This is a genomic window from Streptomyces sp. NPDC001410, from assembly GCF_042895235.1.
Lineage (GTDB): Bacteria > Actinomycetota > Actinomycetes > Streptomycetales > Streptomycetaceae > Streptomyces.
This window is the reverse complement of the sequence record NZ_JBIAWE010000024.1, coordinates 96,921-123,377: the sequence shown is the minus strand read 5'-3', so window position 1 is coordinate 123,377 and position 26,457 is coordinate 96,921. Positions and strand designations below refer to the sequence as shown.

Annotated in this window: 29 protein-coding genes; 17 read left to right on the top strand and 12 right to left on the bottom strand. The window is 72.8% G+C overall.

What is annotated here, in order from left to right; all coding sequences use genetic code 11:
• From ACFY3C_RS39625 to ACFY3C_RS39615, 3 genes are read left to right on the top strand one after another with little or no spacing between them, the layout of a single operon-like run.
• Positions 1-813, top strand: coding sequence for an alpha/beta fold hydrolase (locus tag ACFY3C_RS39625; RefSeq protein WP_390774287.1), 813 nt, complete (start codon positions 1-3; stop codon positions 811-813).
• The gene (locus tag ACFY3C_RS39620) at positions 810-2,012 is read left to right on the top strand and encodes a glycosyltransferase (protein ID WP_390774286.1); all 1,203 of its coding nucleotides are present in this window, start codon (positions 810-812) and stop codon (positions 2,010-2,012) included. Before ACFY3C_RS39625 ends, ACFY3C_RS39620 begins: the two co-directional genes overlap by 4 nt.
• Positions 2,009-3,076 carry a class I SAM-dependent methyltransferase gene (locus ACFY3C_RS39615; protein ID WP_390774285.1) on the top strand — a complete coding sequence of 356 codons (1,068 nt, stop codon included), beginning with the start codon at positions 2,009-2,011 and terminating at the stop codon, positions 3,074-3,076. Before ACFY3C_RS39620 ends, ACFY3C_RS39615 begins: the two co-directional genes overlap by 4 nt.
• 72 nt (positions 3,077-3,148) lie before the next feature.
• Here the strand turns inward: ACFY3C_RS39615 and ACFY3C_RS39610 are convergent, their stop codons facing one another.
• The gene (locus ACFY3C_RS39610) at positions 3,149-4,258 is read right to left on the bottom strand and encodes a YbhN family protein (RefSeq protein WP_390774284.1); all 1,110 of its coding nucleotides are present in this window, start codon (positions 4,256-4,258) and stop codon (positions 3,149-3,151) included.
• A gap of 228 nt (positions 4,259-4,486) precedes the next feature.
• Between ACFY3C_RS39610 and ACFY3C_RS39605 the strand changes: the two genes are divergently transcribed.
• Positions 4,487-5,131, top strand: a complete 645-nt coding sequence (locus tag ACFY3C_RS39605) for a DedA family protein (protein ID WP_390774283.1) — start codon at positions 4,487-4,489, stop codon at positions 5,129-5,131.
• 6 nt (positions 5,132-5,137) lie between these two features.
• On the opposite strand, the gene ACFY3C_RS39600 is transcribed toward ACFY3C_RS39605, so the two are convergent.
• Positions 5,138-5,665, bottom strand: coding sequence for a gamma carbonic anhydrase family protein (locus ACFY3C_RS39600; protein ID WP_390774282.1), 528 nt, complete (start codon positions 5,663-5,665; stop codon positions 5,138-5,140).
• 107 nt (positions 5,666-5,772) lie between these two features.
• Here ACFY3C_RS39600 and ACFY3C_RS39595 point away from each other — a divergent pair, with 107 nt between their 5' ends.
• Entirely contained in the window at positions 5,773-6,537 is a 765-nt protein-coding gene (locus tag ACFY3C_RS39595) for an acyltransferase (RefSeq protein WP_386579770.1), read from the top strand.
• A 1-nt stretch (position 6,538) separates the two neighbouring features.
• Here ACFY3C_RS39595 and ACFY3C_RS39590 read toward each other — a convergent pair whose 3' ends face one another.
• Positions 6,539-7,396, bottom strand: coding sequence for an EamA family transporter (locus tag ACFY3C_RS39590; RefSeq protein WP_390774281.1), 858 nt, complete (start codon positions 7,394-7,396; stop codon positions 6,539-6,541).
• Positions 7,397-7,507: 111 nt separating this feature from the next.
• Here ACFY3C_RS39590 and ACFY3C_RS39585 point away from each other — a divergent pair, with 111 nt between their 5' ends.
• Together ACFY3C_RS39585 and ACFY3C_RS39580 are read left to right on the top strand one after the other, a co-directional pair.
• Positions 7,508-8,080: a helix-turn-helix domain-containing protein gene (locus ACFY3C_RS39585; protein ID WP_390774280.1), complete on the top strand. Its 573-nt coding sequence runs from the start codon at positions 7,508-7,510 to the stop codon at positions 8,078-8,080.
• Positions 8,081-8,123: 43 nt separating this feature from the next.
• The gene (locus ACFY3C_RS39580) at positions 8,124-8,681 is read left to right on the top strand and encodes a YbaK/EbsC family protein (RefSeq protein WP_390774279.1); all 558 of its coding nucleotides are present in this window, start codon (positions 8,124-8,126) and stop codon (positions 8,679-8,681) included.
• 2 nt (positions 8,682-8,683) lie between these two features.
• On the opposite strand, the gene ACFY3C_RS39575 is transcribed toward ACFY3C_RS39580, so the two are convergent.
• On the bottom strand, positions 8,684-9,802 hold the full coding sequence (locus ACFY3C_RS39575; protein WP_386579776.1) for a cation diffusion facilitator family transporter: 1,119 nt from the start codon (positions 9,800-9,802) through the stop codon (positions 8,684-8,686).
• A gap of 79 nt (positions 9,803-9,881) precedes the next feature.
• On the opposite strand from ACFY3C_RS39575, the gene ACFY3C_RS39570 reads away from it, so the two are divergent.
• Positions 9,882-10,283 carry an ArsR/SmtB family transcription factor gene (locus tag ACFY3C_RS39570; protein WP_386579777.1) on the top strand — a complete coding sequence of 134 codons (402 nt, stop codon included), beginning with the start codon at positions 9,882-9,884 and terminating at the stop codon, positions 10,281-10,283.
• A gap of 9 nt (positions 10,284-10,292) precedes the next feature.
• On the opposite strand, the gene ACFY3C_RS39565 is transcribed toward ACFY3C_RS39570, so the two are convergent.
• From ACFY3C_RS39565 to ACFY3C_RS39555, 3 genes are all read right to left on the bottom strand, one after another.
• Positions 10,293-11,516, bottom strand: coding sequence for a 4-hydroxybenzoate 3-monooxygenase (locus ACFY3C_RS39565; protein ID WP_390774278.1), 1,224 nt, complete (start codon positions 11,514-11,516; stop codon positions 10,293-10,295).
• A gap of 75 nt (positions 11,517-11,591) precedes the next feature.
• Positions 11,592-13,229 carry an APC family permease gene (locus tag ACFY3C_RS39560; RefSeq protein WP_390774277.1) on the bottom strand — a complete coding sequence of 546 codons (1,638 nt, stop codon included), beginning with the start codon at positions 13,227-13,229 and terminating at the stop codon, positions 11,592-11,594.
• A gap of 203 nt (positions 13,230-13,432) precedes the next feature.
• Positions 13,433-13,840: a CoA-binding protein gene (locus ACFY3C_RS39555; RefSeq protein WP_390774276.1), complete on the bottom strand. Its 408-nt coding sequence runs from the start codon at positions 13,838-13,840 to the stop codon at positions 13,433-13,435.
• Between the two features lie 142 nt (positions 13,841-13,982).
• On the opposite strand from ACFY3C_RS39555, the gene ACFY3C_RS39550 reads away from it, so the two are divergent.
• The 3 genes from ACFY3C_RS39550 to ACFY3C_RS39540 all read left to right on the top strand — a co-directional run bounded on the left by ACFY3C_RS39550 (position 13,983) and on the right by ACFY3C_RS39540 (position 16,115).
• On the top strand, positions 13,983-14,882 hold the full coding sequence (locus ACFY3C_RS39550) for a hypothetical protein (RefSeq protein WP_390774275.1): 900 nt from the start codon (positions 13,983-13,985) through the stop codon (positions 14,880-14,882).
• Positions 14,879-15,427 (top strand): SixA phosphatase family protein, encoded by a 549-nt coding sequence (locus tag ACFY3C_RS39545; protein WP_386579784.1) that lies wholly within the window; start codon positions 14,879-14,881, stop codon positions 15,425-15,427. Before ACFY3C_RS39550 ends, ACFY3C_RS39545 begins: the two co-directional genes overlap by 4 nt.
• Before the next feature lie 61 nt (positions 15,428-15,488).
• Positions 15,489-16,115 carry a YigZ family protein gene (locus ACFY3C_RS39540; RefSeq protein ID WP_390774274.1) on the top strand — a complete coding sequence of 209 codons (627 nt, stop codon included), beginning with the start codon at positions 15,489-15,491 and terminating at the stop codon, positions 16,113-16,115.
• 48 nt (positions 16,116-16,163) lie between these two features.
• On the opposite strand, the gene ACFY3C_RS39535 is transcribed toward ACFY3C_RS39540, so the two are convergent.
• Positions 16,164-17,498, bottom strand: a complete 1,335-nt coding sequence (locus ACFY3C_RS39535; protein WP_390774331.1) for an MFS transporter — start codon at positions 17,496-17,498, stop codon at positions 16,164-16,166.
• Positions 17,499-17,640: 142 nt separating this feature from the next.
• Complete coding sequence (locus tag ACFY3C_RS39530; RefSeq protein WP_390774273.1) at positions 17,641-18,039, bottom strand: DUF3291 domain-containing protein; 399 nt, start codon at positions 18,037-18,039, stop codon at positions 17,641-17,643.
• A gap of 115 nt (positions 18,040-18,154) precedes the next feature.
• Between ACFY3C_RS39530 and ACFY3C_RS39525 the strand changes: the two genes are divergently transcribed.
• Positions 18,155-18,775, top strand: coding sequence for a MerR family transcriptional regulator (locus ACFY3C_RS39525; RefSeq protein ID WP_386579787.1), 621 nt, complete (start codon positions 18,155-18,157; stop codon positions 18,773-18,775).
• A gap of 6 nt (positions 18,776-18,781) precedes the next feature.
• Here the strand turns inward: ACFY3C_RS39525 and ACFY3C_RS39520 are convergent, their stop codons facing one another.
• Entirely contained in the window at positions 18,782-18,958 is a 177-nt protein-coding gene (locus tag ACFY3C_RS39520; RefSeq protein WP_390774272.1) for a hypothetical protein, read from the bottom strand.
• A 113-nt stretch (positions 18,959-19,071) separates the two neighbouring features.
• On the opposite strand from ACFY3C_RS39520, the gene ACFY3C_RS39515 reads away from it, so the two are divergent.
• The 3 genes from ACFY3C_RS39515 (at position 19,072) to ACFY3C_RS39505 (ending at position 23,601) form a co-directional block, all read left to right on the top strand.
• Entirely contained in the window at positions 19,072-19,233 is a 162-nt protein-coding gene (locus tag ACFY3C_RS39515; RefSeq protein ID WP_390774271.1) for a hypothetical protein, read from the top strand.
• A gap of 217 nt (positions 19,234-19,450) precedes the next feature.
• A complete protein-coding gene (locus ACFY3C_RS39510; RefSeq protein ID WP_390774270.1) occupies positions 19,451-20,614 on the top strand; it encodes an exonuclease SbcCD subunit D in 1,164 nt (387 codons plus the stop codon).
• Positions 20,611-23,601: an AAA family ATPase gene (locus ACFY3C_RS39505; protein WP_390774269.1), complete on the top strand. Its 2,991-nt coding sequence runs from the start codon at positions 20,611-20,613 to the stop codon at positions 23,599-23,601. Before ACFY3C_RS39510 ends, ACFY3C_RS39505 begins: the two co-directional genes overlap by 4 nt.
• A 3-nt stretch (positions 23,602-23,604) precedes the next feature.
• On the opposite strand, the gene ACFY3C_RS39500 is transcribed toward ACFY3C_RS39505, so the two are convergent.
• On the bottom strand, positions 23,605-24,051 hold the full coding sequence (locus tag ACFY3C_RS39500) for an Lrp/AsnC family transcriptional regulator (RefSeq protein ID WP_386579793.1): 447 nt from the start codon (positions 24,049-24,051) through the stop codon (positions 23,605-23,607).
• 94 nt (positions 24,052-24,145) lie between these two features.
• Between ACFY3C_RS39500 and ACFY3C_RS39495 the strand changes: the two genes are divergently transcribed.
• A complete protein-coding gene (locus ACFY3C_RS39495; protein ID WP_386579794.1) occupies positions 24,146-24,619 on the top strand; it encodes a rhodanese-like domain-containing protein in 474 nt (157 codons plus the stop codon).
• Positions 24,620-24,642: 23 nt separating this feature from the next.
• Positions 24,643-25,158, top strand: a complete 516-nt coding sequence (locus tag ACFY3C_RS39490; RefSeq protein ID WP_386579795.1) for an immunity 21 family protein — start codon at positions 24,643-24,645, stop codon at positions 25,156-25,158.
• Positions 25,159-25,176: 18 nt separating this feature from the next.
• Here the strand turns inward: ACFY3C_RS39490 and ACFY3C_RS39485 are convergent, their stop codons facing one another.
• Entirely contained in the window at positions 25,177-26,406 is a 1,230-nt protein-coding gene (locus tag ACFY3C_RS39485) for a cytochrome P450 (protein WP_390774268.1), read from the bottom strand.
• Positions 26,407-26,457: the final 51 nt, after the last annotated feature.

The window sequence follows — 26,457 nt, the reverse complement described above, 5'->3', positions numbered from 1 at the left end:
ATGGCGATGATCGACGCCGGCGGAATCCGCCTGCACGTCCAGCGGATGGGGCCCGCGGACGGCCGTACCCCGCGCGCCACGGTCGTCCTCGTGCACGGGCTGCTCACCGACAGCCTGGCCAGCTACTACTTCACCGTGGCCCCCGCCTTCGCGGCGGCCGGCCTCGACGTCGTCATGTACGACCTGCGCGGACACGGCCGCAGTGAGCGCCCGGCGGACGGCTACACCCTCGACCACAACATCGACGACCTGGAGACCCTCCTCGACCGGCTCGGGATCACCGGGCCGGTGCACCTCGCAGGCAACTCCTACGGCGGCACCATCGCCTTCGGCCACGCGGCCCGCCACCCCGGCCGCACGGCCAGCCTCACCCTGATCGAGTCCGAACCCGCCACCGCCGCCTGGGCGGTGAAACTGGACGGCATCCTGCGCCGGGTGCTGAGCGAACTCGCGCACAACGAGCCCGACGCCCTCGCCTGGGTCGCCGCCCACCACGGCCCCAACACCGCCCGCCTGGCCAAGGGCGCGGCCCGGCTCGCCCGCGAGACCACCCTCGGCCGGGACATCCCGGCGAGCAGGGTGCTGACCGAGGAGCAGATCAGGGCCGTACGCTGCCCGGTCCTCGGCGTCTACGGCGGCGACTCGGACCTGGTGGACCTGGTGCCGCTGAAGGAGGCGCTGCTCACCGACTTCCGGCCGGTCGTGCTGCCCGGACACGAGCACTCGGTGCTGGTCGAGGCGGCCCCGGCCGTCGGCCGGCACATCCTGGACCTGATCCTGTCCGTCGGGGACGTGCGGGCGGGGGTCCGGTGAGCGGGTTCCTGTTCGTCGTCCCGCCCCTGGTCGGACACATCAACCCGGCCGTCGGCGTCGCCGCCCGGCTCACCGCGCGCGGACACCGGGTGGCCTGGGCGTGCGCCGACCCGGCGCTGGTCCGCCGGCTCGCGGGCGAGGACGCGGAGGTGTTCGCCTGCGCGGGCCCGGTGCCGGGCGCCGAGGGCGCCGTACGACCGCCCGACCTGCGGGGCGCGGAGGCGCTGAAGTTCCTGTGGGAGGGGTATCTGGTGCCGCTCGCCGACGCGATGGCGGCAGGCGTCCGCGCGGCCGCCGAGCAGTTCCGCCCCGACGTGGTCGTCGCCGACCAGCAGGCCTTCGCCGGTGCCCTGGTGGCCGAACGCCTCGGCCTGCCCTGGGCGACCTCCGCCACCACCTCGGCCGAGTTCACCGGCGCCTACGACGGCATGCCCAAGGTCGCCGAGTGGCTGCGGCAGCGACTGGCCGGGCTGCGCACCCGGATCGGCGACCCGGCCGGCACCGCCGACCCGCGCTACTCGCCCCACCTGCTGCTCGTCTTCAGCACACCTGAACTGATCGGCCCGCAGGCGCCGTTGGGGCAGCGGATCCACTACGTCGGCCCCTCGCTCGCCGACCGCCCCGCCGGGCCCGGCTTCCCCTGGGACTGGCTGGACGCCGGCCGGGCGAAGGTCCTGGTGACCCTCGGCACCGCCAACGCCGACGCCGGGGGCCGCTTCCTCGCCGAGTGCCGCACCGCGCTGCGCGAACGCGCCGGCCGGGTGCAGGCGGTGCTCGTGGACCCGGGCGCCACCCAGCCCGCCGACCTCTCCGACAAGGACGTGCTGATCCTGCCGTCCGTGCCCCAACTCCCGCTGCTGGAACGGATGGACGTGGTCGTCTGCCACGCCGGGCACAACACCGTGTGCGAGGCGCTCTGGCACGGTGTCCCGCTCGTCGTGGCGCCCATCCGTGACGACCAGCCCGTGGTGGCCGCCCAGGTCGTGGACGCGGGCGCCGGCGTCCGGGTCCGCTTCGGCCGGGTCACCGCACCCCGGCTGGGCGCTGCCCTCGACACCATCCTGCACGAGCGCGCCCACCGGGCCGCCGCCATGCGCGTCCGCGCGGCGTTCCGCGCCGCGGGCGGCGCCCGCGCGGCCGCCGACCACCTCGAACGACTGGCAGCACCAAGCAGCGGAGGGACGACGGAGAACCGATGAGCGACCACAGGGACAAGAACGAGCGCATCGCCGCCCTGCGCCCCGCCTACCAGGCCGACCTCGCCGACGGCACGGAACGCTTCTTCGCACCCCGCCGCACCACCTGCCCCTGGTGCACGTCGAGCAGGCTGACGACCCGCCTGCACACCACCGACCTGCTCCAGCACAAGCCCGGCCGGTTCACCCTCGACCGCTGCACGGACTGCGGACACACCTTCCAGAACCCCCAACTGACCGAAGAGGGCCTGGAGTTCTACTATCGCGACTTCTACGACGGCCTGGGTGAACAGCGCATGAGCGGCACCTTCGGCGGCCGCACCGCGATGTACCGGGACCGCGCGCAGGCGATGGCACCGCACGACCCCACCCCGAAGAACTGGCTCGACGTCGGCACCGGCCACGGTCACTTCTGCGAGGCCGCCCGCACCGTCCTGCCCGGCACCTCCTTCGACGGTCTCGACTTCACCGACGGCGTCGAACTCGCCGCCCGCGAGGGCCGTGTGGAGCACGCCTACCGCGGCGCCTTCCCCGACCTCGCACCCGAACTCACCGCCCGCTACGACGTGGTGAGCATGTTCCACTACCTGGAGCACAGCACCAGTCCCGACCGTGAACTCCGCGCCGCCCACGAGGTCGTACGCCCCGGTGGCCACCTGCTCATCGAGGTGCCGGATCCGGAGAGCCGCTACGCCCGGCTCCTCGGCCGCTGGTGGCTGCCCTGGCTCCAGCCGCAGCACCTGCACTTCATGCCGGTCGCGAACCTGCGCCGGCGGCTGACCGAACTCGGCTTCACGGTGGTCGCCGAGCAGCACGCCGAGCCGCACGACCCGATCGATCTGCTCGCCGCCGTCTGGCTGGCCCTCGACCACACCGCCCCGCGCGACGACGCACCCTGGCTGCCCGAACCTCCCGGCGCCCTCCGCCGCGCCCTGCGCACCGCACTCCTTCTGGCAGGCGTCCCCGCCCTGCTCACGGCCACCGTGCTCGACCGCTTCGCGGTACGACCCCTCTCCCACCGCCTCGGCCTGTCCAACGCCTACCGCCTGGTGGCCCGCCGCGAGTGACCGGGCTCAGCACACCATGGCGCTCACACCCCGGGTGCTCGCCACACCTCGGCGCTCACAACACGTTGGCGCTCACAACACGTTGGCGCGGATCAGCGCCGACAGCACCAGCGCGCCCGGCAGCAGCGGCAACCAGTCGGTCAGCACCCGGTACCCGATCACGGCCGCGGTGGCCGCCGCCGGCTCGGCGCCGAAGGCGACCAGCGTCCACACCAGCGCCGCGTCCACCGCGAGCCCACCGGGCGACGGGACGGCCCCGACGGCGGTACCGGCCGCCAGAAAGGCGAGGACCACCTGTTCCCAGGGCAGCCCGAGGCCGAGCGCCGACCCCGCACAGACCAGCGCACTTCCCTGCAGCAGCGGCATCGCGGCCGCCCCGCCCCACAGGGCCAGCACCCGGCAGGGCCGGCCGTGCACCTCCCGCGCATCGGCGAGGGCGGAGCGCACCAGCCCCGTCACCGGGCGCCGCAACGGCCGTACGACCGTCAGCAGCACCCCCACCACGGCGAGCACCCCGCCCGCGACAGCGGCGAGCGGCACCAGCAGTCGCCCGTCCGGGAGCAGGTCCCCGAGCCGCCGCCAGGCGGGCGAGGCGGCCAGGAACACCAGCAGCACCAGGGTCTTCGCACTGGACTTGGCCAGCGAGTACAGGCCGATCGAGGCGGTCGCCCGAGGCAGCGGCACGCCCCGGGTGCGCAGGAACCGCACCGTGACGGCGTGCGCGCCGAGGCCGCCGGGCAGCACGTGGTTCGCGGCACCGGCGGCGAACTGGGAGGCCAGCAGCAGCCCCGGCGGCACCCGGTCCGGCAGCGCGCCCTGGCGGGCACAGGAGGCCGCCACCCAGTTCAGACAGGTGAACGCGATCCCGGCCAGCAGCCACCAGGGGTCGGCCGCGAGCAGCCGCGTCACACCGTCGCACGCCACGGGCCGGTTGGCCAGCGCCCAGCCCCCGGCGAGCAGCAGGGGAGCCAGACAGAGGCCGAGCCGGACCGGCCGCGCGGCCATGAGCGAGCCCCGTCGCACCGGAGCCTCGGACTCCGGACACGTTGCCGAGACAGGCGGTACAGGCGAGAGGGATGAGGCAGGGGAGACAGGGGCGACAGGTGAAACAGGCCGTGGTGCGGGTGGGGAGAGCGGGGAGAGCGGGGACAGTGAGGACACGGGGACGTCGTCCTTCCGCATCGGGCCCCGGCGGGGGACCTGGGGGGAAGCGGGGCGGCGAAACCGCCGAGAGCCTTCCCCTCCCGCATGACAGCTGGATGTCCGAAAGCCGAAGGAGGGAGGGCGGGACGGTGCCGCCAGGTGTCCGCGGGAGCCGTCGTTCACCGCCGACCAGGTAGCCTTCCCATGGGGCGCGCTGTGCAAGCCACGCCCAGACAGGCAAGCAAGGCGACACGGGAGGACCCGGCGGTGCACGTCCAGGAATGGCTCGACACGGTGCCCCCGGCCGCCGTCTACGCGGTGGTGGCCCTGGTGATCGGCCTGGAGAGCCTGGGCATCCCGCTGCCGGGCGAGATCGTCCTGGTCTCGGCGGCCCTCATGTCCTCCCAACACGCCGGCATCAACCCGATCGTCCTCGGCGCGTGCGCGACCGCCGGTGCCGTCGTAGGCGACTCCATCGGCTACGCGATCGGCCGCAAGGGCGGACGCCCCATGCTGGCCTGGCTGGGGAAGAAGTTCCCCAGACACTTCAGCGAGGGCCACGTCGCCACCGCGGAGCGTTCCTTCGAGAAGTGGGGCATGTGGGCCGTCTTCTTCGGCCGCTTCGTCGCCCTCCTGCGCATCTTCGCCGGGCCCCTCGCGGGCGTCCTCCACATGCCGTACTGGAAGTTCCTGACGGCCAACGTCCTCGGCGGCATCTGCTGGGCGGGCGGCACCACGGCGGTCATCTACTACGTGGGCGTGGTCGCCGAGGACTGGCTGAAGCGCTTCTCGTACCTGGGCCTGGCAGCAGCGGTCCTGATCGGCCTGACGTCGATGCTGATCATCAAGCGCAGGGCGAAGAAGGTCCAGACGGAACAGCGAGAAGCACAGCCTGTAAGCGCCGGCGACTGAATCTCCCTACCGGTGCACATCCTGATGCGCCTTGGCCAACTCCGCATACATGGTCCCGTTGAGGGTGACTCCCTGCCGCTCCTCCTCGGACAACTCACGCCGAACCTTCGCCGGCACCCCCGCCACCAGCGACCCCGGCGGCACAACCATCCCCTGCGGCACCAACGCCTGAGCGGCAACGAGCGACCCCGCCCCGATCACGGCCCCGTTCAGGACGGTCGCCCCCATCCCGATGAGACAGTCGTCCTCCACGGTCGCGCCGTGCACCACCGCGTTGTGCCCGATGGAAACCCGCTCCCCGACGCTCACCGGAAACCCGGGATCCGCATGCAGCGTGACGTTGTCCTGCACATTCGCGTCGGCCCCCACGTTGATCGTCTCGACATCACCTCGTACCACCGCCCCGTACCAGACACTGGCCCCCGCATGCAGCGTCACGTCCCCGATCACAGAGGCCGTAGGCGCCACGAACGCCCCCGGATCGACCTGCGGCTCCTTGCCCCCGATACCCACGATCAGCGCTTGCTGCGTCATCACCGTCTCCTCATGTCCTGGTACGACGCACGGTACGACATGGAGTAGGGCAAAGATCACAGCAGCCCGCCCTCTCGCCGATGGCAACCGCTGAGTAACGTGACCCCGTGCCGAAGCGCAAGAACACGTTCTCATCCTGGCGAGCCCGCGCAGCGCAACGCGTCGTCCACGCGGGCTGGGCGTGGGTCCAGCGCACCGGATCGGTGACCGCCGAGAACCCCGGCCGTCTCCGCTTCGGCTCGATCGGCGAAGCCACCCGGCTGGCCTTCCCGCTCGGCACGGTCTTCGGTGACCCCTGGATCCACCTCGGATCCCACTGCATCATCGGCGAGCAGGTCACCCTCACCGCCGGTCTGATGCCGGACCTGGACCTCGGCCCTGACCCGATCCTGCGCATCGGCGACGGAGTCGTCCTCGGCCGGGGCAGCCATGTCATCGCCGACACCACGGTCACGATCGGCCGCGACTGCTACTTCGGGCCGTACGTCTACGTCACCTCCACCAACCACTCCTACGACGACCCGCACGAGCCCATCGGCAGGCAGTGGCCGCGGATGGAGCCGGTGGAGATCGGACCGGGCTGCTGGATCGGCACCGGCGCGGTGATCCTGCCGGGAGCCCGGATCGGCCGGAACGTGGTCGTGGCGGCCGGCGCCGTGGTGCGCGGGACCGTGCCCGACCATGCCGTGGTGGCGGGGGCGCCCGCCCGGGTCGTACGGCGCTGGACACCCGAGGACGGCTGGCAGCCGCCCCTGAGGACCCCCGCGCCGGTGCCGCTCCCGGAGGGGGTCACACCGGAGCAGCTGCGCGCGCTGGCCGACCTCGACGAGGAGGGCGTGGAACGGCTGGCCCGTCTGGAGGCCGACGGCTGAGTCAGCCGGTCGCCAGCAGCAGCGTCCCCAGCAGGGCGAGGCCCGCGCCCGCGGCCTGGATCGCGCGCAGCCGCTCGCTGAGGAACCCGCGTGCGGCCAGCGCGGTGACCACGGGGTAGAGGGAGGCGAGCACCGCCGCCACGGTGACCGGGCCGTGCTGGGCGGCGACCGCGTAGGTGCCGTTGGCCGCCACGTCCGCGAGGCCGACGAAGGCCAGCGCCGGCAGCGAGGCGCCGGGCAGGCCGCCCTCCGGCAGGGCGGGGTCGCCCCGCCGGACCGATGCGTACAGGGCCGCGCCGCCCGCGGCGACGCTCGTCACGCGCTGCACGAAGAGGGAGAGGAAGAGGCCGGTGACGTTGGTCGAGGCTTCCGTGATCAGGGCGAACACCGTGCCGAAGCCCAGCGCCGCGACCAGCGTGAGCAGGATCGTCAGCCGCTGCACGGGCGCTCCGCGCAGCTGGGGGCCGCCCGCGAGGACCACGCCGGTGACGGCGACCGCGATGCCCGCGACCTGGAGGGCCCCCGGGCGTTCGCCGAGGATCAGGCCCACCCCGACCGGGACGGCCACACTGAGCGTGGCCAGCGGGGAGACCACGCCCATCGGGCCCAGGGCGAGCGCCTTGTAGAAGGCGAACACGGCCAAAGGCCCGGCCAGGCCGGCCGCGACCGCGAACCACAGCCGTGGACCGGCCTCGGTCCAGCCGCCGGTCGCGACCACGATCGCGCCCAGCACCACCGCCGCGATCGCCTGGGAGGCGACCACCACCGTCAGCGCGGGCATGCGTCGTGTCAGCAGCCCGCCGCCGAAGTCGGCCAGGCCCCACAGGAGGCTGGTGGTCAGGGCGAAGAACGCTGTCACTGATGCCTCGCAGTACAGTTTGGTGAACGAGCGGGTGCATCCCACCGTAGTGCGGCTCAGTGAACCCTGTCATCCAAAATATTGAACCCATAGTGACCCTTTGGACGGAACGTGTCGGACCTCGAACTCCTGACCCAGTCCCTGGCGCGCAACGTCAAGCACTGGCGCGCGGTGCGCGGCTTCACCCTGGACGTGCTCGCCGCCCGGGCCGGTGTCAGTCGCGGCATGCTCATCCAGATCGAGCAGGCCCGCACCAACCCGAGCATCGGCACCGTCGTCAAGATCGGCGACGCGCTCGGCGTCAGCATCACCACCCTCCTCGACTACGAGCAGGGCCCGAAGGTCCGCATCGTCCCCGCCGAGCGGGCCGTACGGCTGTGGCACACCGACGCCGGCAGCTACAACCGGCTCCTCGCCGGCACCGAGGCGCCCGGACCGCTGGAGATGTGGGACTGGCGGCTGATGCCGGGCGAGCGCAGCCCCTCCGAACCGCACCCCGGCGGCACGGTCGAACTGGTCCATGTCACCGCGGGTGAGCTGACGCTCACCGTGGACGGCGAGGAGTACCGCGTCCCGACCGGCGCGAGCGCCTCCTTCGAGGCCAACCTCCCGCATGTGTACGGCAACACCGGCGACGTGCCGATGGAGATGGTCATGGCGGTCTCGGTGCCGCCCGTGCACTGAGATGCCGGTAGGACGGGCGGACGGGCCTTGCTAGCGTGCGGCCATGCGCGCACCCATCGGAGACTTCGACACCGCCACCCCCGCCCCCGACTGCCTGGACGAACTGACCGCCCCCGTCGCCGACGCCGTACGCCACTGGCAGGGCAGCGTCCCCGCCGACCGGATCCTCTACGTCGAGACCGACCCGCGCTGGGCCGACACGGCCGTCTTCGTCGAGCACTACGGCCGCGACCTGCTGGAGCGGTCGGCGAACTGCGTGGTGGTCGCGGGCAAGCGGGGCGGCGAGACCACCCTCGCGGCGTGTCTGGTCCTCTCCACCACCCGGGTCGACGTGAACGGCGTGGTGCGCCGCCAACTCGGCGCCCGCAAGGCGTCGTTCGCCGCGATGGACACCGCGACCGGCAAGACCGGCATGGAGTACGGCGGCATCACCCCGGTCGGACTGCCCGCCGACTGGCCGGTGTTGGTGGACGCCGCCGTCGTCGACCTGCCCTACGTCCTGGTCGGCAGCGGACGCCGCCGGGGCAAGCTGCTGGTCCCGGGCAAGGCGCTCGCCGAGCTGCCCGGCGCCGTGGTGCTCGAAGGGCTCGGGGTCGCCTGAGGTCAGGCCGTCAGGTGATGGGCCAGGGCCAGATGCGGGTCCGTCTCGCCCGGCACCGGTGCCGGGTCGGCGTGCACCAGGGCGGCCGTGAGCCTCGGTACGGCGTGCAGCAGGGCGTGTTCGGCCTCGACGGCGATCGCGTGCGCCTGGCGGACCGACACCTCGCCGTCCACCACGACCGCCAGCTCGGCCCGCAGCCGGTGCCCGATCCACCGCAGCCGCAGCTCGCCCACCTCGCGCACGCCCGGCACCGCACGCACCGCCCGCTCGGCCCGGTCCACCAGCGCCGGGTCGACGGCGTCCATCACCCGCCGGAACACCTCCCGCGCCGCGTCCCGCAGCACCAGCGCGATCGCAGCGGTGATCGCCAGCCCCACGATCGGGTCGGCCAGGTGCCAGCCGAGGGCCGACCCGCCGGCGCCGAACAGCACGGCAAGTGAGGTGAATCCGTCCGTCCGCGCGTGCAGCCCGTCGGCCACCAGCGCGGCCGAGCCGATCTCCCGGCCCACCCGGATCCGGTACCGGGCCACCCACTCGTTGCCCACGAACCCGACCAGCGCGGCCACCGCGACAGCCGGCAGATGCGCCACCGGGCGCGGGTCGAGCAGCCGCCCGACGGCCGCCCAGGCCGTGAACGCGGCGGAGGCGGCGATGGTCAGCACGATCGCGAGCCCCGCGAGATCCTCGGCGCGCCCGTAGCCGTAGGTGAACCGCCGGGTCGCCGCCCGCCGCCCCAGCACGAAGGCGATGCCCAGCGGTACGGCCGTCAGCGCGTCTGCCGCGTTGTGCACGGTGTCCCCGAGCAGCGCCACCGAACCGGAGAGGGCCACCACCACGGCCTGCGCCAGCGCGGTCGTCCCGAGCACGCCCAGCGACACCCACAGCGCGCGCATGCCCCGCGCCGAGGACTCCAGGGCGGGATCGAGCTTGTCGGCGGTCTCGTGCGAGTGCGGGGTGAGGAGATGGGCGAGGCGGTGGCGCAGGCCGGGGGAGGGATGGGGGTGAGCGTGGCCGTGACCACGGTCGTGGTGATGGCCACGCTCGTCGTGATGCCCATGGTCGTGGGGTTGGCCATGGGGCTGCTGACCGTGCCCGTGCTCGTGCGTGTGCCGGTCGCTCACGTGGATCCCCTTCCGGTGGGTGGGAACGGACGCGCGGCTGGGAATGGACGCGCGCAGCCCATGGAGCCATTATGTGCGTATGAGCGCACGCATGCACCTATCACCTGCGCACCATGCGCAGCCGCGCACCCCGGGCGACGAGCAGTTCGCGGTGGCCGCCGAACTCCTCGCCCTGCTCGGTGACCGCACCCGCCTCACCCTGCTGCACGCCCTGACGGCCGGCGAGGCCGACGTCACGACCCTCACCGAGGCATGCGGCGCCGCCCGCCCCGCCGTCAGCCAGCACTTGGCCCGGCTGCGCCTCGCGGGCCTGGTGGGGACCCGCAAGGAGGGCCGCCGCGTGGTCTACGCGCTGCGCGACGGCCATCTGCGCCGCTTGGTCGACGAGGCGCTGAAGGTGGCCGACCACCGCCTCGCCGAACGGGTCACCGCCACGGAGCCGAGCGGCTCACCACAACAGGGCGCCGAGCCGCTCGGGTAGAGCCCCCGCTCAGAACACTGCGGCCGAGCCCAGGTACTGCTCGGCGAAGGCCGCCGCGGCGGCAGGCGAGGTGAACAGGCGGCGCAGCCGGGCGATCGTGGTGCCGGCCCGGAAGGGATCGCCCGAGGCGACCCCGTGGTAGATGTCCGACAGCCACTGCGAGAACTCCTGGTAGTCCCACACCCGCCGCAAGGACGCCTCCGAGTAGCCGTCCAGGCCGCTCCCGTCGCCCCGGGTGAGGTGCCCGACGAGCGCGTCGCCGAGCAGGAACGCGTCGTGCAGGGCGAGGTTCATGCCCTTGGCCGCGATCGGCGCCGTGAGATGACCGGCGTCTCCGGCCAGCAACAGCCGTCCGTGGACGAGGGGTTCGACGACGTAGTGGTGCATGTCCAGCACGCGTTTCTCGATCAGCCGCCCCTCGGTCAGCGGCGGCGCGCCGGCCGCGCCGAGCCGGGTGCGCAGCTCGGCCCAGACCCGCTCGTGCGGCCAGTTCCCGGGATCGTCGCCGGGCGGGCACTGCAGGTAGTAGCGGGTGACCTCGGGGCTGCGGGCCATGTGCCCGGCGAAGCCGTTCGGGTGGACGCCGAACAGGACGCAGTCGGAGGAGGGCGGGGCCTCGGCCAGCAGTGCCAGCCAGCCGATGCCGTCGTCCTGCCGGGCGATCCGTGTCCCCTCCGGGGGCATCGCGTCCCGGGTCACCCCGCGCGCGCCGTCGCAGCCCGCGACGAACTCGCAGCGCAGCAGCCGCCGTTCACCGGTCTCCGGGTCCCGGTACGACACCGCGGGCCGGTCCGAGTCCAGGTCGTGCAGTTGAACGTCGCGCACACCGAAGCGGATGTCGCCGCCGCGTACGTCGGCGTACTCCCGCACCAGGTCCGTCACCAGCAACGGCTGCGGGTAGACGTAGTGGTGGTGGCCCGTGAGGTCGCCGTAGGAGAGCCGGAACCGTTCGCCGCCGAAGCGGAACTCGCAGGTGTCGTGCGTCTGGGCCCGCTCCAGCAGGTTCGCCGCCAGGCCGCGCCGCGCGAGTTCACGCACCGCCCATTCCTCGATCACGCCGGCTCTCGGCCGGGTCTCGATGAACTGCCTGCTCTCGGTCTCCAGGACCACACAGTCGACGGAGGCGTCCCGCAGGATCGTGCCGACGGTGAGCCCGGCGGGCCCGGCGCCCACGACGACGACCGTACGGCGTTCCTCGGGCGTGGAGTCGGGGTGGGGGGAGGGGTGCGTCACCCCGGCATTATGACGGTGTCCCGTCAGCCACGGCGGAGTTGCCGCGGCTGACGGGACACCGGGTGAGGTGCGGGGTCAGTGCGCCGGAGCGTCGGTGACCACGACCTCCTCGATGCTGCGCTCGATCGCCTCCGGCTTCGAGGCGGTGGCCTTGGCCCAGTAGTAGATGGCCAGGGAGAACACCGCGACCACCGCGATGTCCCAGTACAGCGGGATGGTGCCGTTGCCGCCGAAGGTGCTCAGGTAGGAGATCACACCGAGGCCGGCCAGGTAGCCGGGCAGCCACTGCGCGGCCTTGAAGTCCAGCCGGGGCGCGTCGGGCAGGTTCTTGCGGATCGCGTACCAGGCGTAGGAACCGAGCAGCACGTAGCCGATCAGGATCGCGCAGCCGAGCCGCCACAGGGTGTCCCAGCCGGACCAGAAGATGATCAGGTTGGCGACCACGAACGACAGCGGCGAGACGAACTTGCCGAAGGGCAGCCGGTACGGGCGCTCGTGGTGCGGCAGGCGGTCGGCGAAGACGCCGTACGCCAGCGGTGCGCCCGCGTACATCAGGACGCTCGCCGAGGTGATGAAGCTGACCAGCTCCTGCCAGCTGGGGAACGGCAGGAAGCAGATCACACCGGTCACGAACGAGATCACCAGGCCGAACCACGGCACACCGCGCTTGTCCGTCTTGGCGAACGCCTTCGGCGCGTAACCGTTCTTGGCCAGGCCGTAGGAGATGCGGGAGGTGGCGGTGGTGTAGATCAGGCCGGTGCCGCCGGGGGAGATGATCGCGTCTGCGTACAGGACGAAGCTCAGCCAGCCGAGGCCCACCAGCGTGGCCAGACCCGCCCAGGGGCCGCTGATGCCGGGGAAGTCGAGCTTCGCCCAGCCGTGCGCGAAGGAGCTGTGCGGCAGCGCGACGATGAACACGACCTGGAGCAGGATGTAGATCACCGAGCCGATCGCGACCGAACCGAGGGTCGCGCGGGGCAGGTCACGCTTCGGGTTGCGGCTCTCGCCGGCCAGCTGGATCGCCTGCTCGAAGCCGAGCAGCGCGAAGATGATGCCGCTGGAGCTGATCGCACCGAGGACGCCCTTGGCGCCGAAGGGCGCGAAGCCCTCGGAGGTGAAGTTGCCCGGGTGGAAGTTGCCGATGGCGATGACGAAGATCGCGGCGAGCGGGACGGCGATCTTCCACCAGGTGGCGGCGCTGTTGGTGTGGGCGAGGACACGGACACCGAGGAAGTTGACCGCGACGAAGACCGCCATGAGGACGACGGCGGTGACGATGCCGCTCGCGGTGAGCGTTCCGTCCGCGCGCTGCAGCCCGTCGGCCCAGCTCCAGTGCTTGGCGTAGCCGATCATGGCCTCGACCTCGATCGGTGCCACGGTGGCCGCCTGGAGCCAGGCGAACCAGCCGAACGACATGCCGGCCAGGCCGCCGAAGGCGTAGTGCGGGTAGCGGGCCGTGCCACCGGCCACCGGGAACATGCCGCCGAGCTCGGCGTGCACCAGGGCCAGCAGCCCGATGGCCACCGCGCCGATCACCCACGAGATGATCGCCGCAGGGCCGGCGACCACGACCGCCTTCTCGGCGCCGAACAGCCAGCCGGAGCCGATGATGGAGCCCACGGAGGCCCACATCAGACCGATCAGGCCGACGTCACGGCGTAGACCGCCCTGGTCCTTCGTGGTTATGGGCGCTGCATGGTCGACTTTCACCATGTCAAGTGGCCTCTCAGATCGTTTAACACAGGCTTAACGAACAACAGCGCCACACAGTAGGGAGCCTTTCCGTGCTGACAAAAGGCTCTTGGTGAAGTCTTGACCTCGGATCTTGCCCCTCTTGGTCTCGGCATTCACACAGGTCAGAGGGTGACTCGAATGTCAATATTCAGTGGTGAATTGTGAGAAGAAGGTGAGACAGGTCAGCTCAGAAGGGGAATTTCGATCGCCGGGCAGCGGTCCATGACCATGTCAAGTCCGGCCGCCCGGGCCCGCCCGTGGGCGGCCTCGTCCACCACTCCGAGCTGGAACCAGACCGCCTTCGCGCCCTTGGCGACGGCCTCGTCGGCGACCGCTCCGGCCAGTTCGCTGTTGACGAAGACATCGACGACGTCGACCTCGAAGGGGATGTCCGCGAGGGAGGCGTAGCCCTGCTCGCCGTGCACCGTCTCCGCCTTCGGGTGCACCGGCACGATCCGCTTGCCATAGCGCTGCAGCACCTGCGCCACGCCGTACGCGGCCCGCCGCCGGTTGGCGGACAGGCCGACCACCGCCCAGGTGTCGCCCAGCTCGGTCAGAATCCTGCGGATCGTCGCTTCGTCGCCGTACACGGCCGCCTCCTCGGGCTTCGGTGACTGTCGTCGGGGCAAAACAGCGCCCATCAGGTGCTGATTCCCCCCGGAACCCCGCCACGGTGACCGGAATCGGCGCAAGGTGCCTGCGTACGGCCCTCCGCACGCCTACGCTCGGGCCGTGCTGCGCATCCTCGACGCCCGAACCGGTGAGCCCGTCGCCGCCGCGCCCGCCCGGCGTGGCCTGACCCGTATCGAGGCCTATGCCTCCGGCCTCGATCTGACGGCCCTGCGGGTACTGCTCACCGCCGACGTCCTGGTCCGCGCCCTGGAACTCGGCGGTACCCCCGTCTGGACGATCCTCACCGCACCCCACCGGCACGCCGAACTCCGCACGGCCGCGACGCACCTCGCCATCCGCCCCTTCGAGGACGGCCGCGACCTCGCGTCCGGGCTGGGAGAGGCGCAGGTGATCCACGTGGTGGCCGAGGACACCGCGACCATGCCGAGTGAGGGCCCCCTGCTGACGGTCGCCCCGGCCGTATGGACGGCGGCGGAACCGGGGGACGACGAGCGGCTCGGCCGGTCGGGCGGATCGCCGCGCGGTGGCGCGGGTACGGGCGGACACGGCTCGGACACCGCTTCGGACGCGCCACCCGACACCGCCACCACGGCCGGGGAGGCCCCCGCGCCCCGCTCGTCAGGTGACCAGCCCCCTCTCGGCCTCCCGGCCCTCCTCTCCGATCCCACTGCCCTGCGTCTCGCCCTCCTCTCCGTCCCCCGGAACACGGCGGCACGGCTGGACGCCGACGGACTCGGAGCGGCGGCGCAGAGCCTCGCCCGCTGGCGGCGGGCCGTCGCCGGCTGGGCGCGGCAGCCCTCGCGGCCAGTACCTGATGCGGTGCGGGTGCGGCTGCGGGCCGCGTGGGAGGACGATCTGGACCTGCCCGGGGTGCTGGCAGTGCTGCGGGACGTGGAGAGCGCGTCGGAGCTGTCCGACGGTGCCCGGTTCGAGACGTATGTGTACGCGGACCGCCTGCTCGCCCTCGACCTCGCCCGTGACCTCGGGAGCTTCGCGTGATCGAGCGTGCGGGCGCGGGCCCGCTGCGCCGGCTGGTCGTCCTGCGGCACGCCAAGTCCGCCTGGCCAGAGGGTGTCGAGGACCACCGGCGTCCGCTCGCCCCGCGCGGCCTGCGGGACGCCCCGGCCGCCGGGCGCGCCCTCGCCGAGGCCGACTGCCTGCCCGACCTCGCCCTGTGCTCCACCGCCGTACGCGCCCGCCGCACCTGGGAACTGGCCTCCGCCCAGTGGGGCACGCCGCCCCCGGTGCGCTACGACCGCAGGCTGTACGGGGCGGACGTACCGGAACTGCTGGAGGTCGCGCGCGAGGCGCCGCGCGAGGTGGAGACGCTGCTGCTGGTCGGGCACAACCCCGGGTTGGAGGAGCTGGTCCTGGAGCTGGCCGGGGACGGACTGGAGGACACGCTCGAACAGGTGCGGGTGAAGTTTCCGACCTCCGCGATCGCCGTACTGACCTGGCGCGCCACGGGCTGGCCGGCCCTGGCCCCGGGCACCGCCCTGCTGACCTCGTTCATCGTGCCGCGGGGCAGGAAGGAGAAGGAGTAGCCGGACCCGGCGGACGCGCACCGCGATCAAGGGCGGCCCGGCGCTCGCATAGGCTGACGGAATGCAGGACGAGTACCGCACCGTAGCCCGCGCCGGCGTGCACGAGACCGAGATCAACCGTTCCCGTTTCCTGTGCGCCCTCGCCCCGGCGGCCACCGAGCAGGAGGCCCAGGAGTTCGTCGCGGCCGTCCGCAAGGAGCACGCCGACGCCACCCACAACTGCTGGGCGTACGTCATCGGCGCCGACGCGTCCGTGCAGAAGGCCAGCGACGACGGCGAACCGGGCGGCACCGCCGGCGTCCCCATGCTGCAGATGCTGCTGCGCCGCGAGATGCGGTACGTCGTCGCCGTCGTCACCCGGTACTACGGCGGTGTGAAGCTCGGCGCGGGCGGGCTCATCCGGGCCTACGGCGGAGCGGTCGGCGAGGCCCTGGACGAGGTCGGCACGCTCACCCGGCGCCGCTTCCGGCTGGCCACGGTGACCGTCGACCACCAGCGCGCCGGCAAGATCCAGAACGACCTGCGCGCCACCGGGCGGGAGGTCCGGGACGTCCACTACGGCGAGGCCGTCACCATCGAGATCGGCCTGCCGGACGCCGACGTGGACGCCTTCCGCGCCTGGCTGGCCGATGCGACGGCGGGCTCGGCCGGGTTCGAACTGGGCGGCGAGGCCTACGGAGACGCGTGAGGTCCGGCGCCCGTAAGGGGTCGGCCGGACCGCACGCCTCTCAGACGTTCACGCCTCCTCGGAGACCGTGCACCGCGGGCGGGGAATGCCCAGCGCGCACAGGGCGCCGACCAGGACCACGGCGACGCCGACCCACACCGCGGGGTGCAGGCCGTCGACGAACTCCTGGGGGCTGCGGGTGCTGCCGTGCGCCACGAACACCGTGCTGAGGACGGCGATGCCGAGCGCCCCGCCGATCTCCCGGACGGTGGTGTTCGCGCCGGAGGCCTTGCCCGCGTGCTCCTTGGCGACCGAGGCGAGCACCACCGCCGCCGTGGGCGCGAAGACGAAGCCCATGCCGATGCCCGCGACGATCATCGGGCCGACCATGGCCGAGTAAGCGGTGTCGGTGTCCGCGACCAGGTTGATCCAGCCGAGGCCCACCCCCTGCAGGAACAGGCCGAGCGCCATCAACCGGCCGCCGCCGACCTTGTTCGTGAGCACACCGGCGACGGGCGCGACGAACATCGGCATCAGCGTCCAGGCCAGGGTGCGCACACCGGCCTCCAGCGGGGTCCGCGGGGGCACGATCTGCAGGTACTGGGCGAGCAGGAACAGCGAGCCGAAGACACCGAAGTACATCGCCGCGGAGACGATGTTGGTGAGCGTGAAGGCCCGTATCCGGTAGAAGGACAGGGGCAGCATCGGCTGCGCGGCCCGGGCCTCCCAGAGCACGAACACGGCGAGCAGCACCGCACCCCCGGCGAAGGCGCCCAGCACCTTCGCCGAACGCCAGCCGTCCGTGTCGCCGTGCACGATGCCCCACACCACCGCGCACAGTCCGGCAGCGGCCAGCAGCATGCCGACCAGGTCGAGGCGGATCCCCGGCAGCGAGCTCTCGCGCAGCGTCAGCAGGATGAGGGGGACGGCGACGACGCCCACCGGCACGTTGATCCAGAAGATCCACCGCCAGTCCAGCCCGTCGACCACCGCACCGCCGACCACCGGGCCCATCGCGACGGCCAGGCCGCTGATCCCCGACCACAGGCCCAGCGCCAGCCCGCGCATCCGGTCCGGCACGGCCTGGGACAGCAGGGTCAGCGACAGCGGCATCACGGCCGCCGCGCCGAAGCCCTGGATCGTACGGAAGGTGATCAGCTGGGCGCTGGTGTCGGCCAGGCCGCAGCCCGCGGAGGCCAGCGTGAACACGATGATGCCGAGCACGAACACCTGCCGGCGGCCGAACCGGTCACCGAGCGCGGCCCCCGTCATCAGCAGGCACGCGAAGCTGAGGACGTAGGCGTTGACGAACCACTGGAGTTCCTGGGTGTCGGCCTTCAGGTCGACGGCCAGGGTGTGCAGGGCCGTGGACACGACGAGGTTGTCGAGCGCGACCATGAACATCGGCACGCTGCAGGCGACGATCGCGAGCCAGAGCGGAGCGCGCCGACCCGTGCGCTCCGGGTCGGCGACGACCGGATCGTCGAGGACCGGGTTTTCTTCGGACAGCGTCATGACGGGGGTCTCCTGATGAGGGTGAGCGGGGTCAGGCGTTCGTGTTCTGCTCGGCCAGCCGCCGCTTGGCGTCCGACCAGTCGATGGGCAGCTCCGCCGCCGGGACCTCCCAGAACGTGAAGACCGACTGCTTCATCGTGGGCCGCAGACCGGTCATGATCGACTTGTGCGGCTCGGTCCGTGCGTACGTGTACAGCGCGTCTTTGTCCTGCCAGGCGGACAGCGTCCAGAACGTGCGCTTGAAGGGTTCGGCGATCAGCGAGGCGCCGTAGGCGCCGGGCGCGCCGGAGACCTGCCGCCAGGCGATCAGGGACTTGAGGAAGAAGCGCGGTACGTCCTTGAGGGAGCGGACCTCCAGACGGGACGCCATGACGAACGCCTCGGCATCCGGCGCGGGCTTGTTGACGGTGGTCCAGGGCAGGGTCGGCATGGCTGCGGCCTTCTCGGGTCAGAGGCAGGGCGAGGGGAGGGATCCAAAATTGGATACCTCTACTATCCATGTTAGACAGTAGAGGTATCCAGTTTTCAAGAGTGGAGCCGATCCGATGCGCATGTCCGAGCTGAGCCGCCGCAGCGGCGTCTCCGTCACGACGATCAAGTACTACCTCCGTGAGGGCCTGCTCCCGGCCGGCCGGCAGACCGCCGCGACCCAGGCCGAGTACGACGAGCAGCACCTGCGCCGGCTCCGTCTGATCCGCGCGCTGACCGGTGTGCGCGGGCTGTCCGTCAGCACCACCCGGGACCTCCTCGAAGCCCTGGACCAGCACACCGGCGACACGCACCTCACCCTCGGCCTCGCCCTCGGCGCGATCCGGCTGGCCGAGGAGCCCGCCGAGCAGGCTCCCGAGGCGGCCGAAGTCGACGCACTGGTCAAGGAGTTGGGCTGGGACGTGCACGAGTCGGCGCCCGCCCGTGCCGCGCTCGCCGAGACCCTGGCCTCCCTGCGCTCGCTGGGCATCCCGCGGGACTGGCACACCCTGCTGCCCTACGCCCGGCTCGCCGAGCGGACCGCGGTCCTCGACCTCGACCAACTGAACGGCATCGAGGACCCGTTGGAGCTGGCCGAGCACGCGCTGCTGCTGACCGTCCTCCTGGAGCCCGCGCTGCTGGCGCTCAGGCGCATGGCCCAGGAGAACGAGTCGGCACGGCGGCACACCGGGCACTGAGACGCGTCAGGACAGCTCGCGCAGGATCTCGGCCGCGGCCTGGGACCCCGCCGAGAACGCGGCCTCGTGGGACCCGATCAGGTCCGGGCCCAGCTGCTTGGAGTGGAAGTACGACCCGCCCGGCTTGACCTGGCCGCCCTCGTTGGCGTCGTAGATCACGGACTGCCGGGCGCGCAGCGCCATGTCGATGACCGGGTGGGTGTAGTCGAACTCGCGGATGACCGTCCCCGGGTCGACCGGGCGGGGCGGGTCGAGGGTGACGAAGTAGTCCCGCTCGGCCTCGAAGCGCCGTTCCGGTGCGCGACAGCCGTGGCGCCGTCGTCGCCGCCGTCGGAGCGGTCGGGCGCGTCGACCTCATCCAGCCGGTCCGCCTGCTGCCCCACGTCCGCGCCGCCGCCGAGGCCGTCACCCGGAGCACCCGCCCGAACGGCTGGCGGGACGCCGAGGTCGGCACGTGACGCGCACGACAACCGTCTGGTCGTGCAGCGGCCGACTTTTGTTCACATCAAGGTGATTTACCGGCATACCAGGCACGGTTGCCGGTCGTGCATCGAGGTCCGTGGTGGATCAGGTGTGCCGAGGCATTAGCGTGGTGGGTGCTGTGCGCGAGCCTGTCCGGGTTCGTGTGGGTCCTTGAGGTGTGGATGGGGTAGTCGTGCGGGCCGGAGCGGTTTCGTGAGAGTGCTGCACACGTCCGACTGGCATCTCGGCCGGGCCTTCCACCGGGTGAGCATGCTCGGAGCCCAGGCCGACTTCATCGGCCACCTCGTCACCACCGTGCGCGAGCACGCGGTGGACGCGGTGGTCGTGTCCGGGGACGTGTACGACCGCGCGGTACCCCCGCTCGCCGCGGTCGAGCTGTTCGACGACGCCCTGCACCGCCTCGCCGCCCTCGGCGTGCCCACGGTGATGATCTCCGGCAACCACGACTCGGCGCGCCGCCTCGGTGTCGGCGCCGGACTCATCGACCGCGCCGGCATCCATCTGCGCACCGAGCCGTCCGCCGTCGGCACCCCGGTCGTGCTGGCCGACGCCCACGGCGACGTGGCCTTCTACGGGCTGCCGTACCTCGAACCGGCGCTGGTGAAGGACGAGTTCGCGGTGGACAGGGCCGGCCACGAGACCGTGCTCGGCGCCGCCATGGACCGCGTCCGAGCCGACCTCGCCGGCCGCCCGCCGGGCACCCGCTCCGTCGTCCTCGCCCACGCCTTCGTCACCGGCGGCCAGGTCAGCGACAGCGAGCGGGACATCACCGTCGGCGGAGTGGCCGCCGTGCCCGCCGGGGTCTTCGACGGCGTCGACTACGTGGCGCTCGGCCATCTGCACGGCTGCCAGACGATCACCGAGCGGGTGCGCTACTCCGGCTCCCCGCTCGCGTACTCCTTCTCCGAGGCCGACCACCGCAAGAGCATGTGGCTCGTCGACCTGGACGCCACCGGCGCGGTCACCGCCGAGCGGCTCGACTGCCCGGTGCCGCGCCCGCTGGCCCGCGTCCGGGGCGCCCTGGACGACCTCCTCGCCGACCCCGCTCTCGCCCGCCACGAGCACGCCTGGGTCGAGGCCACCCTCACCGACCCGGTCCGCCCCGCCGAGCCCATGGCCCGGCTCACCGAGCGCTTCCCGCACACCCTCAGCCTGGTCTTCGACCCGGAACGGGCCCCGGACGACCCCGAGGTGTCGTACGCCCGGCGCCTGGCCGGCCGCAGCGACCAGCAGATCGCCCAGGACTTCGTGGCCCATGTGCGCGGCGCCGGGCCCGACGAACAGGAGGCGGCCGTGCTCGGCGAGGCCTTCGACGCGGTGCGCGCCGACGACGCGGTCCGGGAGGTGGCCCGGTGAGGCTGCACCGGCTCGACATTACCGCCTTCGGCCCCTTCGGCGGCTCCCAGAGCGTCGACTTCGACGCGCTGTCCGCCGCCGGGCTCTTCCTGCTGCACGGCCCCACCGGCGCGGGCAAGACCTCCGTCCTGGACGCCGTCTGCTACGCGCTCTACGGCTCCGTGCCCGGCGCCCGGCAGAGCGGCCAGGGCATGCACCTGCGCAGCGACCACGCCGAGCCCGGCACCCGCACCGAGGTACGCCTCGAACTCACCGTCGCCGGACGCCGGTTGGAGATCACCCGGCAGCCGCCCTGGGAGCGCAAGAAGCTGCGCGGCACGGGCACCACCGTCGACAAGGCCCAGACCTGGCTGCGCGAGTACGACGCCACAGCCCGCGCCTGGAAGGACCTCAGCCGCTCCCACCAGGAGATCGGCGAGGAGATCACCCAGCTGCTCGGGATGAGCCGCGAGCAGTTCTGCCAGGTCGTCCTGCTGCCCCAGGGCGACTTCGCCCGCTTCCTGCGCGCCGACGCCGAGGCCCGCGGCCGCCTCCTCGGCCGTCTCTTCGACACCCAGCGCTTCGCCGACGTCGAGAAGCGGCTCGCGGAGCGCCGGCGCACGACCGAGGCCCGGGTACGGGAGGGCGACGCCGCGCTCCTCGCCGACGCGCACCGCATGCAGCAGGAGGCGGGCGACGCGATGGAGCTGCCCGAGCTGAGCCCCGGCGAGCCCGGCCTGGCCGAGGCCGTCCTCGGTGCCGCGGCCGTGGCCCGCAGCACCGTGCGGGAGCGCCTCACCGTCGCCCACAGCCGGCTGGCCGCCGCCGAGTCCGGCCGGGCCGCGGCGCAGCGCACCCTGGACGACGTACGCGAACTCGCCCGGCTGCAGGGCCGGTTCGCCGAGGCCCGGCAGCGGGCCGAACGCCTTCAGGACCGGGCCGGCGCCCACCGGGAGGCCCAGGAGCGCATGGCGCGCGCCCGTAAGGCGGAGGCGGTGGCGCCCGCGCTGGAGCTGCGGGAGGCCGCCGAGACCCAGCACGGCGCGGCCGCCGAGGTCGAGGCACGAGCACGCCGTACGCTTCCCGGCTCCTATGCCGACGCAGGCCCCGCGGGCCTCGCGGCCGCAGCCCGCCGCGCCGCCGAGGAGCTGGGCGGTCTCGAGTCGGCCCGGCGCGCCGAACGGCGGCTCGCCGAACTGGTAGAGGAACGGGCCGGGTTGGACCGGCAGGAGCGTGCCGACGAGGACGTGCTGCGCGAGGCCGACGCCTGGCTCGCCGAGTGGGACGCCACGCGCGCGGCCCTGCAGTCCCGCACCGAGTCCGCGCAGGAGGCGGCCACCCGCGCCGAACAGCTCGCCGTCCAGCGCGAACCCGCACGACGGCGCCTGCACGCCGCACGGACCCGGGACGAGCTGGCCGCCGACCTGGAGGAGGCACAGCGCCGGGCCCTCGCCTCCGGACAACGCGCCCTGGACGCCCGCACCCACTGGCTGGACCTCAAGGAACAGCGCCTGACCGGCATCGCCGCCGAACTGGCCGCACACCTCACCGACGGCGAACCCTGCGCCGTCTGCGGAGCCACCGCACACCCCGCCCCGGCCCGCAAGGTCGCCGGACACGTCGACCGCGAGACCGAGGAACGCGCCCAGGCCGCCCACCGGCGCGCCGAGGAACAGCACACCGAGGACGAACGGCGCCTCGGCGTCGTACGCGAGGCCCTGGCCGCCGCCACCGCCGAGGCCGGTGACACCCCCACCGCGCGGCTCGCCGCCGAGGCCGACCGGCTGGAGCAGGACTACGCGCGCGCACGCCGCGACGCCTCCGCCCTGCACGCCGCCCAGGAGGAGCTGCGCAAGGCCGAGCGCGAGCGCGAGCAGCGCCTTCAGGCCCGCCAGGAGGCCGCCGTACGGGCCGCCTCCCGGCTCACCCGGCGCGAGACCCTGGAACGTGAACACGCCCACCTGGAGCAGGAGTTGACGCAGGCGCGCGGAGCCGCGACCAGCGTGGCCGACCGCGCCGCACAGCTGGAGCGGCAGGCGACGCTGCTCACCGACGCCGCCCACGCCGCGAGCGCCGCACAGGACGCCGCGCAGCGGCTCAAGGACGCCGACGCCCGCCTCGCCGACGCCGCCTACCGCGCCGGCTTCGACACCCCGCAGGCCGCGGCCGCCGCCCTGCTGGACGACGTGGCCCACCGCGACCTCCAACACCGCCTGGACGCCTGGCAGTCGGAGGAGGCGGCCGTACGCGCCGTGCTGGCCGAGGCCGACACCGCGGCCGCCGCGCAGCAGCCGCCCGCCGACCTCGCCGAGGCGGAGCGGACGGCGGCCGAGACGGAACGCCGGCTGCGGGCGGCCGCCTCCGCACGGGACGCGGCCGCCCGCTGCTGCACCGAGCTGGACCGCCTCTCCGCCCGTGCCGCCGCGGGAGTACGCGCACTCGCCCCGCTGCGCGCCGAGTACGACCGGGTGGCCCGCCTGGCCGCGCTCACGGCGGGCACCTCCGCGGACAACGAACGCAAGATGCGCCTGGAGTCGTACGTCCTGGCGGCCCGCCTGGAGCAGGTCGCCGCCGCCGCGACCGCACGGCTGCAGCACATGTCGTCCGGCCGCTACACCCTCGTCCACTCCGACGACCGCACCGGACGTGGCCGCAGCGGCCTCGGGCTGCACGTCGTGGACGCCTGGACCGGCCGCGAGCGGGACACCGCCACCCTGTCCGGCGGCGAGACCTTCTTCGCCTCCCTCGCCCTCGCCCTGGGCCTCGCCGACGTCGTCACCGACGAGGCCGGAGGCGTCCGCCTGGACACCCTCTTCATCGACGAGGGCTTCGGCAGCCTCGACGACCAGACCCTGGACGAGGTCCTGGACGTCCTCGACTCGCTGCGCGAACGCGACCGCAGCGTCGGCATCGTCAGCCATGTCGCCGACCTGCGCCGCCGGATCCACGCCCAGCTGGAGGTCGTCAAGGACAGGTCGGGGTCGTCGCTGCGGCAGCGGGGCGGGTGACGGTCAGCGGCCGAGCGGACGCCGGGGCAGGGGCGAGGAGTACACCACGCTCGTGGTCACCGAACCCAGCGCGCCGATCCGGCCGGAGATCTCCTCCAGATGCGGCATCGACCGCGCGGCGACCTTGATGACGAAGCAGTCGTCACCGGTCACGTGGTGGGCCTCGAGGATCTCCGGAGTCGCCGCCACCAGGTCGTGGAAGGGCTTGTAATTGCCGTTCGGGTAGCGGAGCCGGACGAACGCGAGGATCGGCAGGCCGAGCCGCTCGGGGTCCACGACCGCCGCGTACCCCTGGATGACACCGGCCTCCTCCAGTCGGCGCACCCGTTCGGTGACCGCGCTCGGCGACATCGAGACGGCGCGCGCCAGTTCGGCGTAGCTGGCCCGGCCCTCCCGCTGGAGGACCTCGAGGATGCGCCAGTCGGTGGCGTCCGGGGAATACACGGTCATCCCGGATGGATAGCAGGGAAATTCCCGGCCGATCAAGGGGAACCCCGGGGATCCCCGCTTCAGGGACCCGGCCGAGCGCCATAGATTTCTGGCCATGATCACCAACTCCGTGAACCCCGTCCTGCGGGTCGCGCCCGCCGCCCCCGCCGAGGCAGCCGCCCACTTCCGGGCCAGTCTCGCCTTCCACGCCGACGTCTCGGACGTGGCCGCCGCGCTCGCGGCCGACGGCGACCCCGGCTTCGTCGTACTCGACTCCCGCTCGACCGAGTCCTGGGACCAGGGGCACGTCCCCGGCGCGGTCCACCTGCCCACCGCGCTCATCCCCGAGCAGGCCGAGCAACTCCTCGACAAGTCCGTACCCGTGGTGACGTACTGCTGGGGCCCCGGCTGCAACGGCGCCACCCGCGCCGCGCTCGCCCTGGCCGAACTCGGCTACCAGGTCAAGGAGATGCTCGGCGGCTTCGAGTACTGGGCACGGGAGGGCTTCGCCTACGAGACCTGGCAGGGACCGGCACGCCGGGACGCCGACCCGCTGACCGCACCCGTGGACGGCGAGTGCGGCTGCTGACGCCCGCCGTGTAGGTTCTGCGCATGGCTCGATACGCGGATCCAGGCGCACTGGAGTGGGTGGAGTCGGGCGGTGGCCCGCTGATAGCCGTACCGGAGACGGTGCTGCCGTTCTGGGCGGGCGCCGACAGCGAGGAGCTCGCCACGGACTACGACCGCGCGTGCGAGGTCGACGGCTACGTCGGCCTGCTCCCGGTCGGCGACAGCACCGCCCTCGTCTTCGGCGACGAACCCGCCTCCACCTCGTACCTGCCCGACCACGGCACCTTCGTGCGCTGGTCCGCCGCGAACTCCGAGAGCGAGCTGCTGGCCCAGATCCCCGGCGCGCTCCACGCGGCCGTGTGGGAACACGAGATCCGCTGGAACGTGCCCGGCCCGGTGGTGCTGTTCGACTCGGCCTGGCCGGGCGGCGCGGCGGAGGGCGAGGAGCACCTGCGCGTGCCGCTGCAACCGGGCCCGTACGCGGTGCGCGCGGCCTACGCCCAGCCCGGCCCCGAGACCTGGGTCGGGCTGGTCCAGCTCAGACGGCTCGCGGACTGAGCCGGGGCGCGCCCGCCGTCAACGCAGGCCGTCGAAGGTGATGTTGAGGTGGCGCGGGCCGCGCAGCACGGCGTTCGGGCGGTAGGGCGGCGGGTCCTCGACCAGCTGGGGGTTGTCGAGCCGCCGGGCCAGTTCGGCCAGCGCGATCTGGGCCTCCAGCCGAGCCAGCGGAGCGCCGAAGCAGCTGTGGATGCCGCTGCCGAACCCGAGGTGCTGGATGTCCCCGCGGTCCGGGTCGAACCGGTCGGGATCGGGGAAGCGCTCCGGGTCCCGGTTGCCCGCGGCCAGGACCAGCCAGATCCGCGAGCCCTTGGGGATGGTGACGCCGCGCACCTCGATGTCGGTGATGCAGGTGCGCTGCGGCACGAGCTGCACCGGCGGTTCGTAGCGCAGGAGTTCCTCGACGATCTTCACGGACAGGCCCGGGTCGTCACGCAGCCGCTGGAGGTGCTGCGGGTACCGCAGCAGCGTGAGCATGCCGTTGGTGATCAGGTTGACGGTCGTCTCGTGACCGGCGATGAGCAGCAGCACCGCCGTGCTCAGCACCTCCATCGCGGTCATCGCGCCGTCCGGACCGTGGCTGTTCACCAGGTCGGACAGCATGTCGTCCTGCGGTTCCCTGGCGCGCTTCTCCACCAGCCCGTTCAGGTACATACCGAGCTGCAGCCGGGCCTCCTGCGCGGTCTTCATGGCCTCGGCGCTCGCGCGGGTGTCGGGGTCCAGGCCGGCGACGATCGGGTCCACCCAGGAACGGAAGCGGGGTTCGTCCTCGCGCGGCACGCCCAGCAGCCGGCAGATCACGGTCACCGGGAAGGGGTACGCGAACTGGTCGACCACGTCGATCTGCCGTGCGTCCCCGAACCCGTCGATCAGGCCGGTGACGATCTGGGCGAGTTCGCCGCGCATCGAGTCGATCCGGGTGGGCCGGTGCGGCGGACCGAAGGAGCTGTTGGCGATCCGCCGCAGCCGGTCGTGCTCCGGCGGGTCGAGCCGGATGAAGCTCGGCGGCAGCCCCGTCGCCTCCGCCCCCGACAGCTCGTCGTCGCCCGGGGCGGTGACGTTGGCCGCGTCGGAGCTGATCCGCGGGTCGTGGAGCAGGTTCTTGATGTCCCAGTACGAGCTGATGACGTACGGACCGTCCTCCTCCTCGTGCAGCACCGGGGTCTTGCGCAGCTCCTCGTACAGCGGATACGGGTTGGCGCGGTTCGCGAAGTCGGTGATCTGACTCAGGAGCGAGGCGTGCGTCATGCGGAGTCCTTGGGGCGTGAAGGTCCGTGGCGGGGGAGCGGGGTCCGGGCG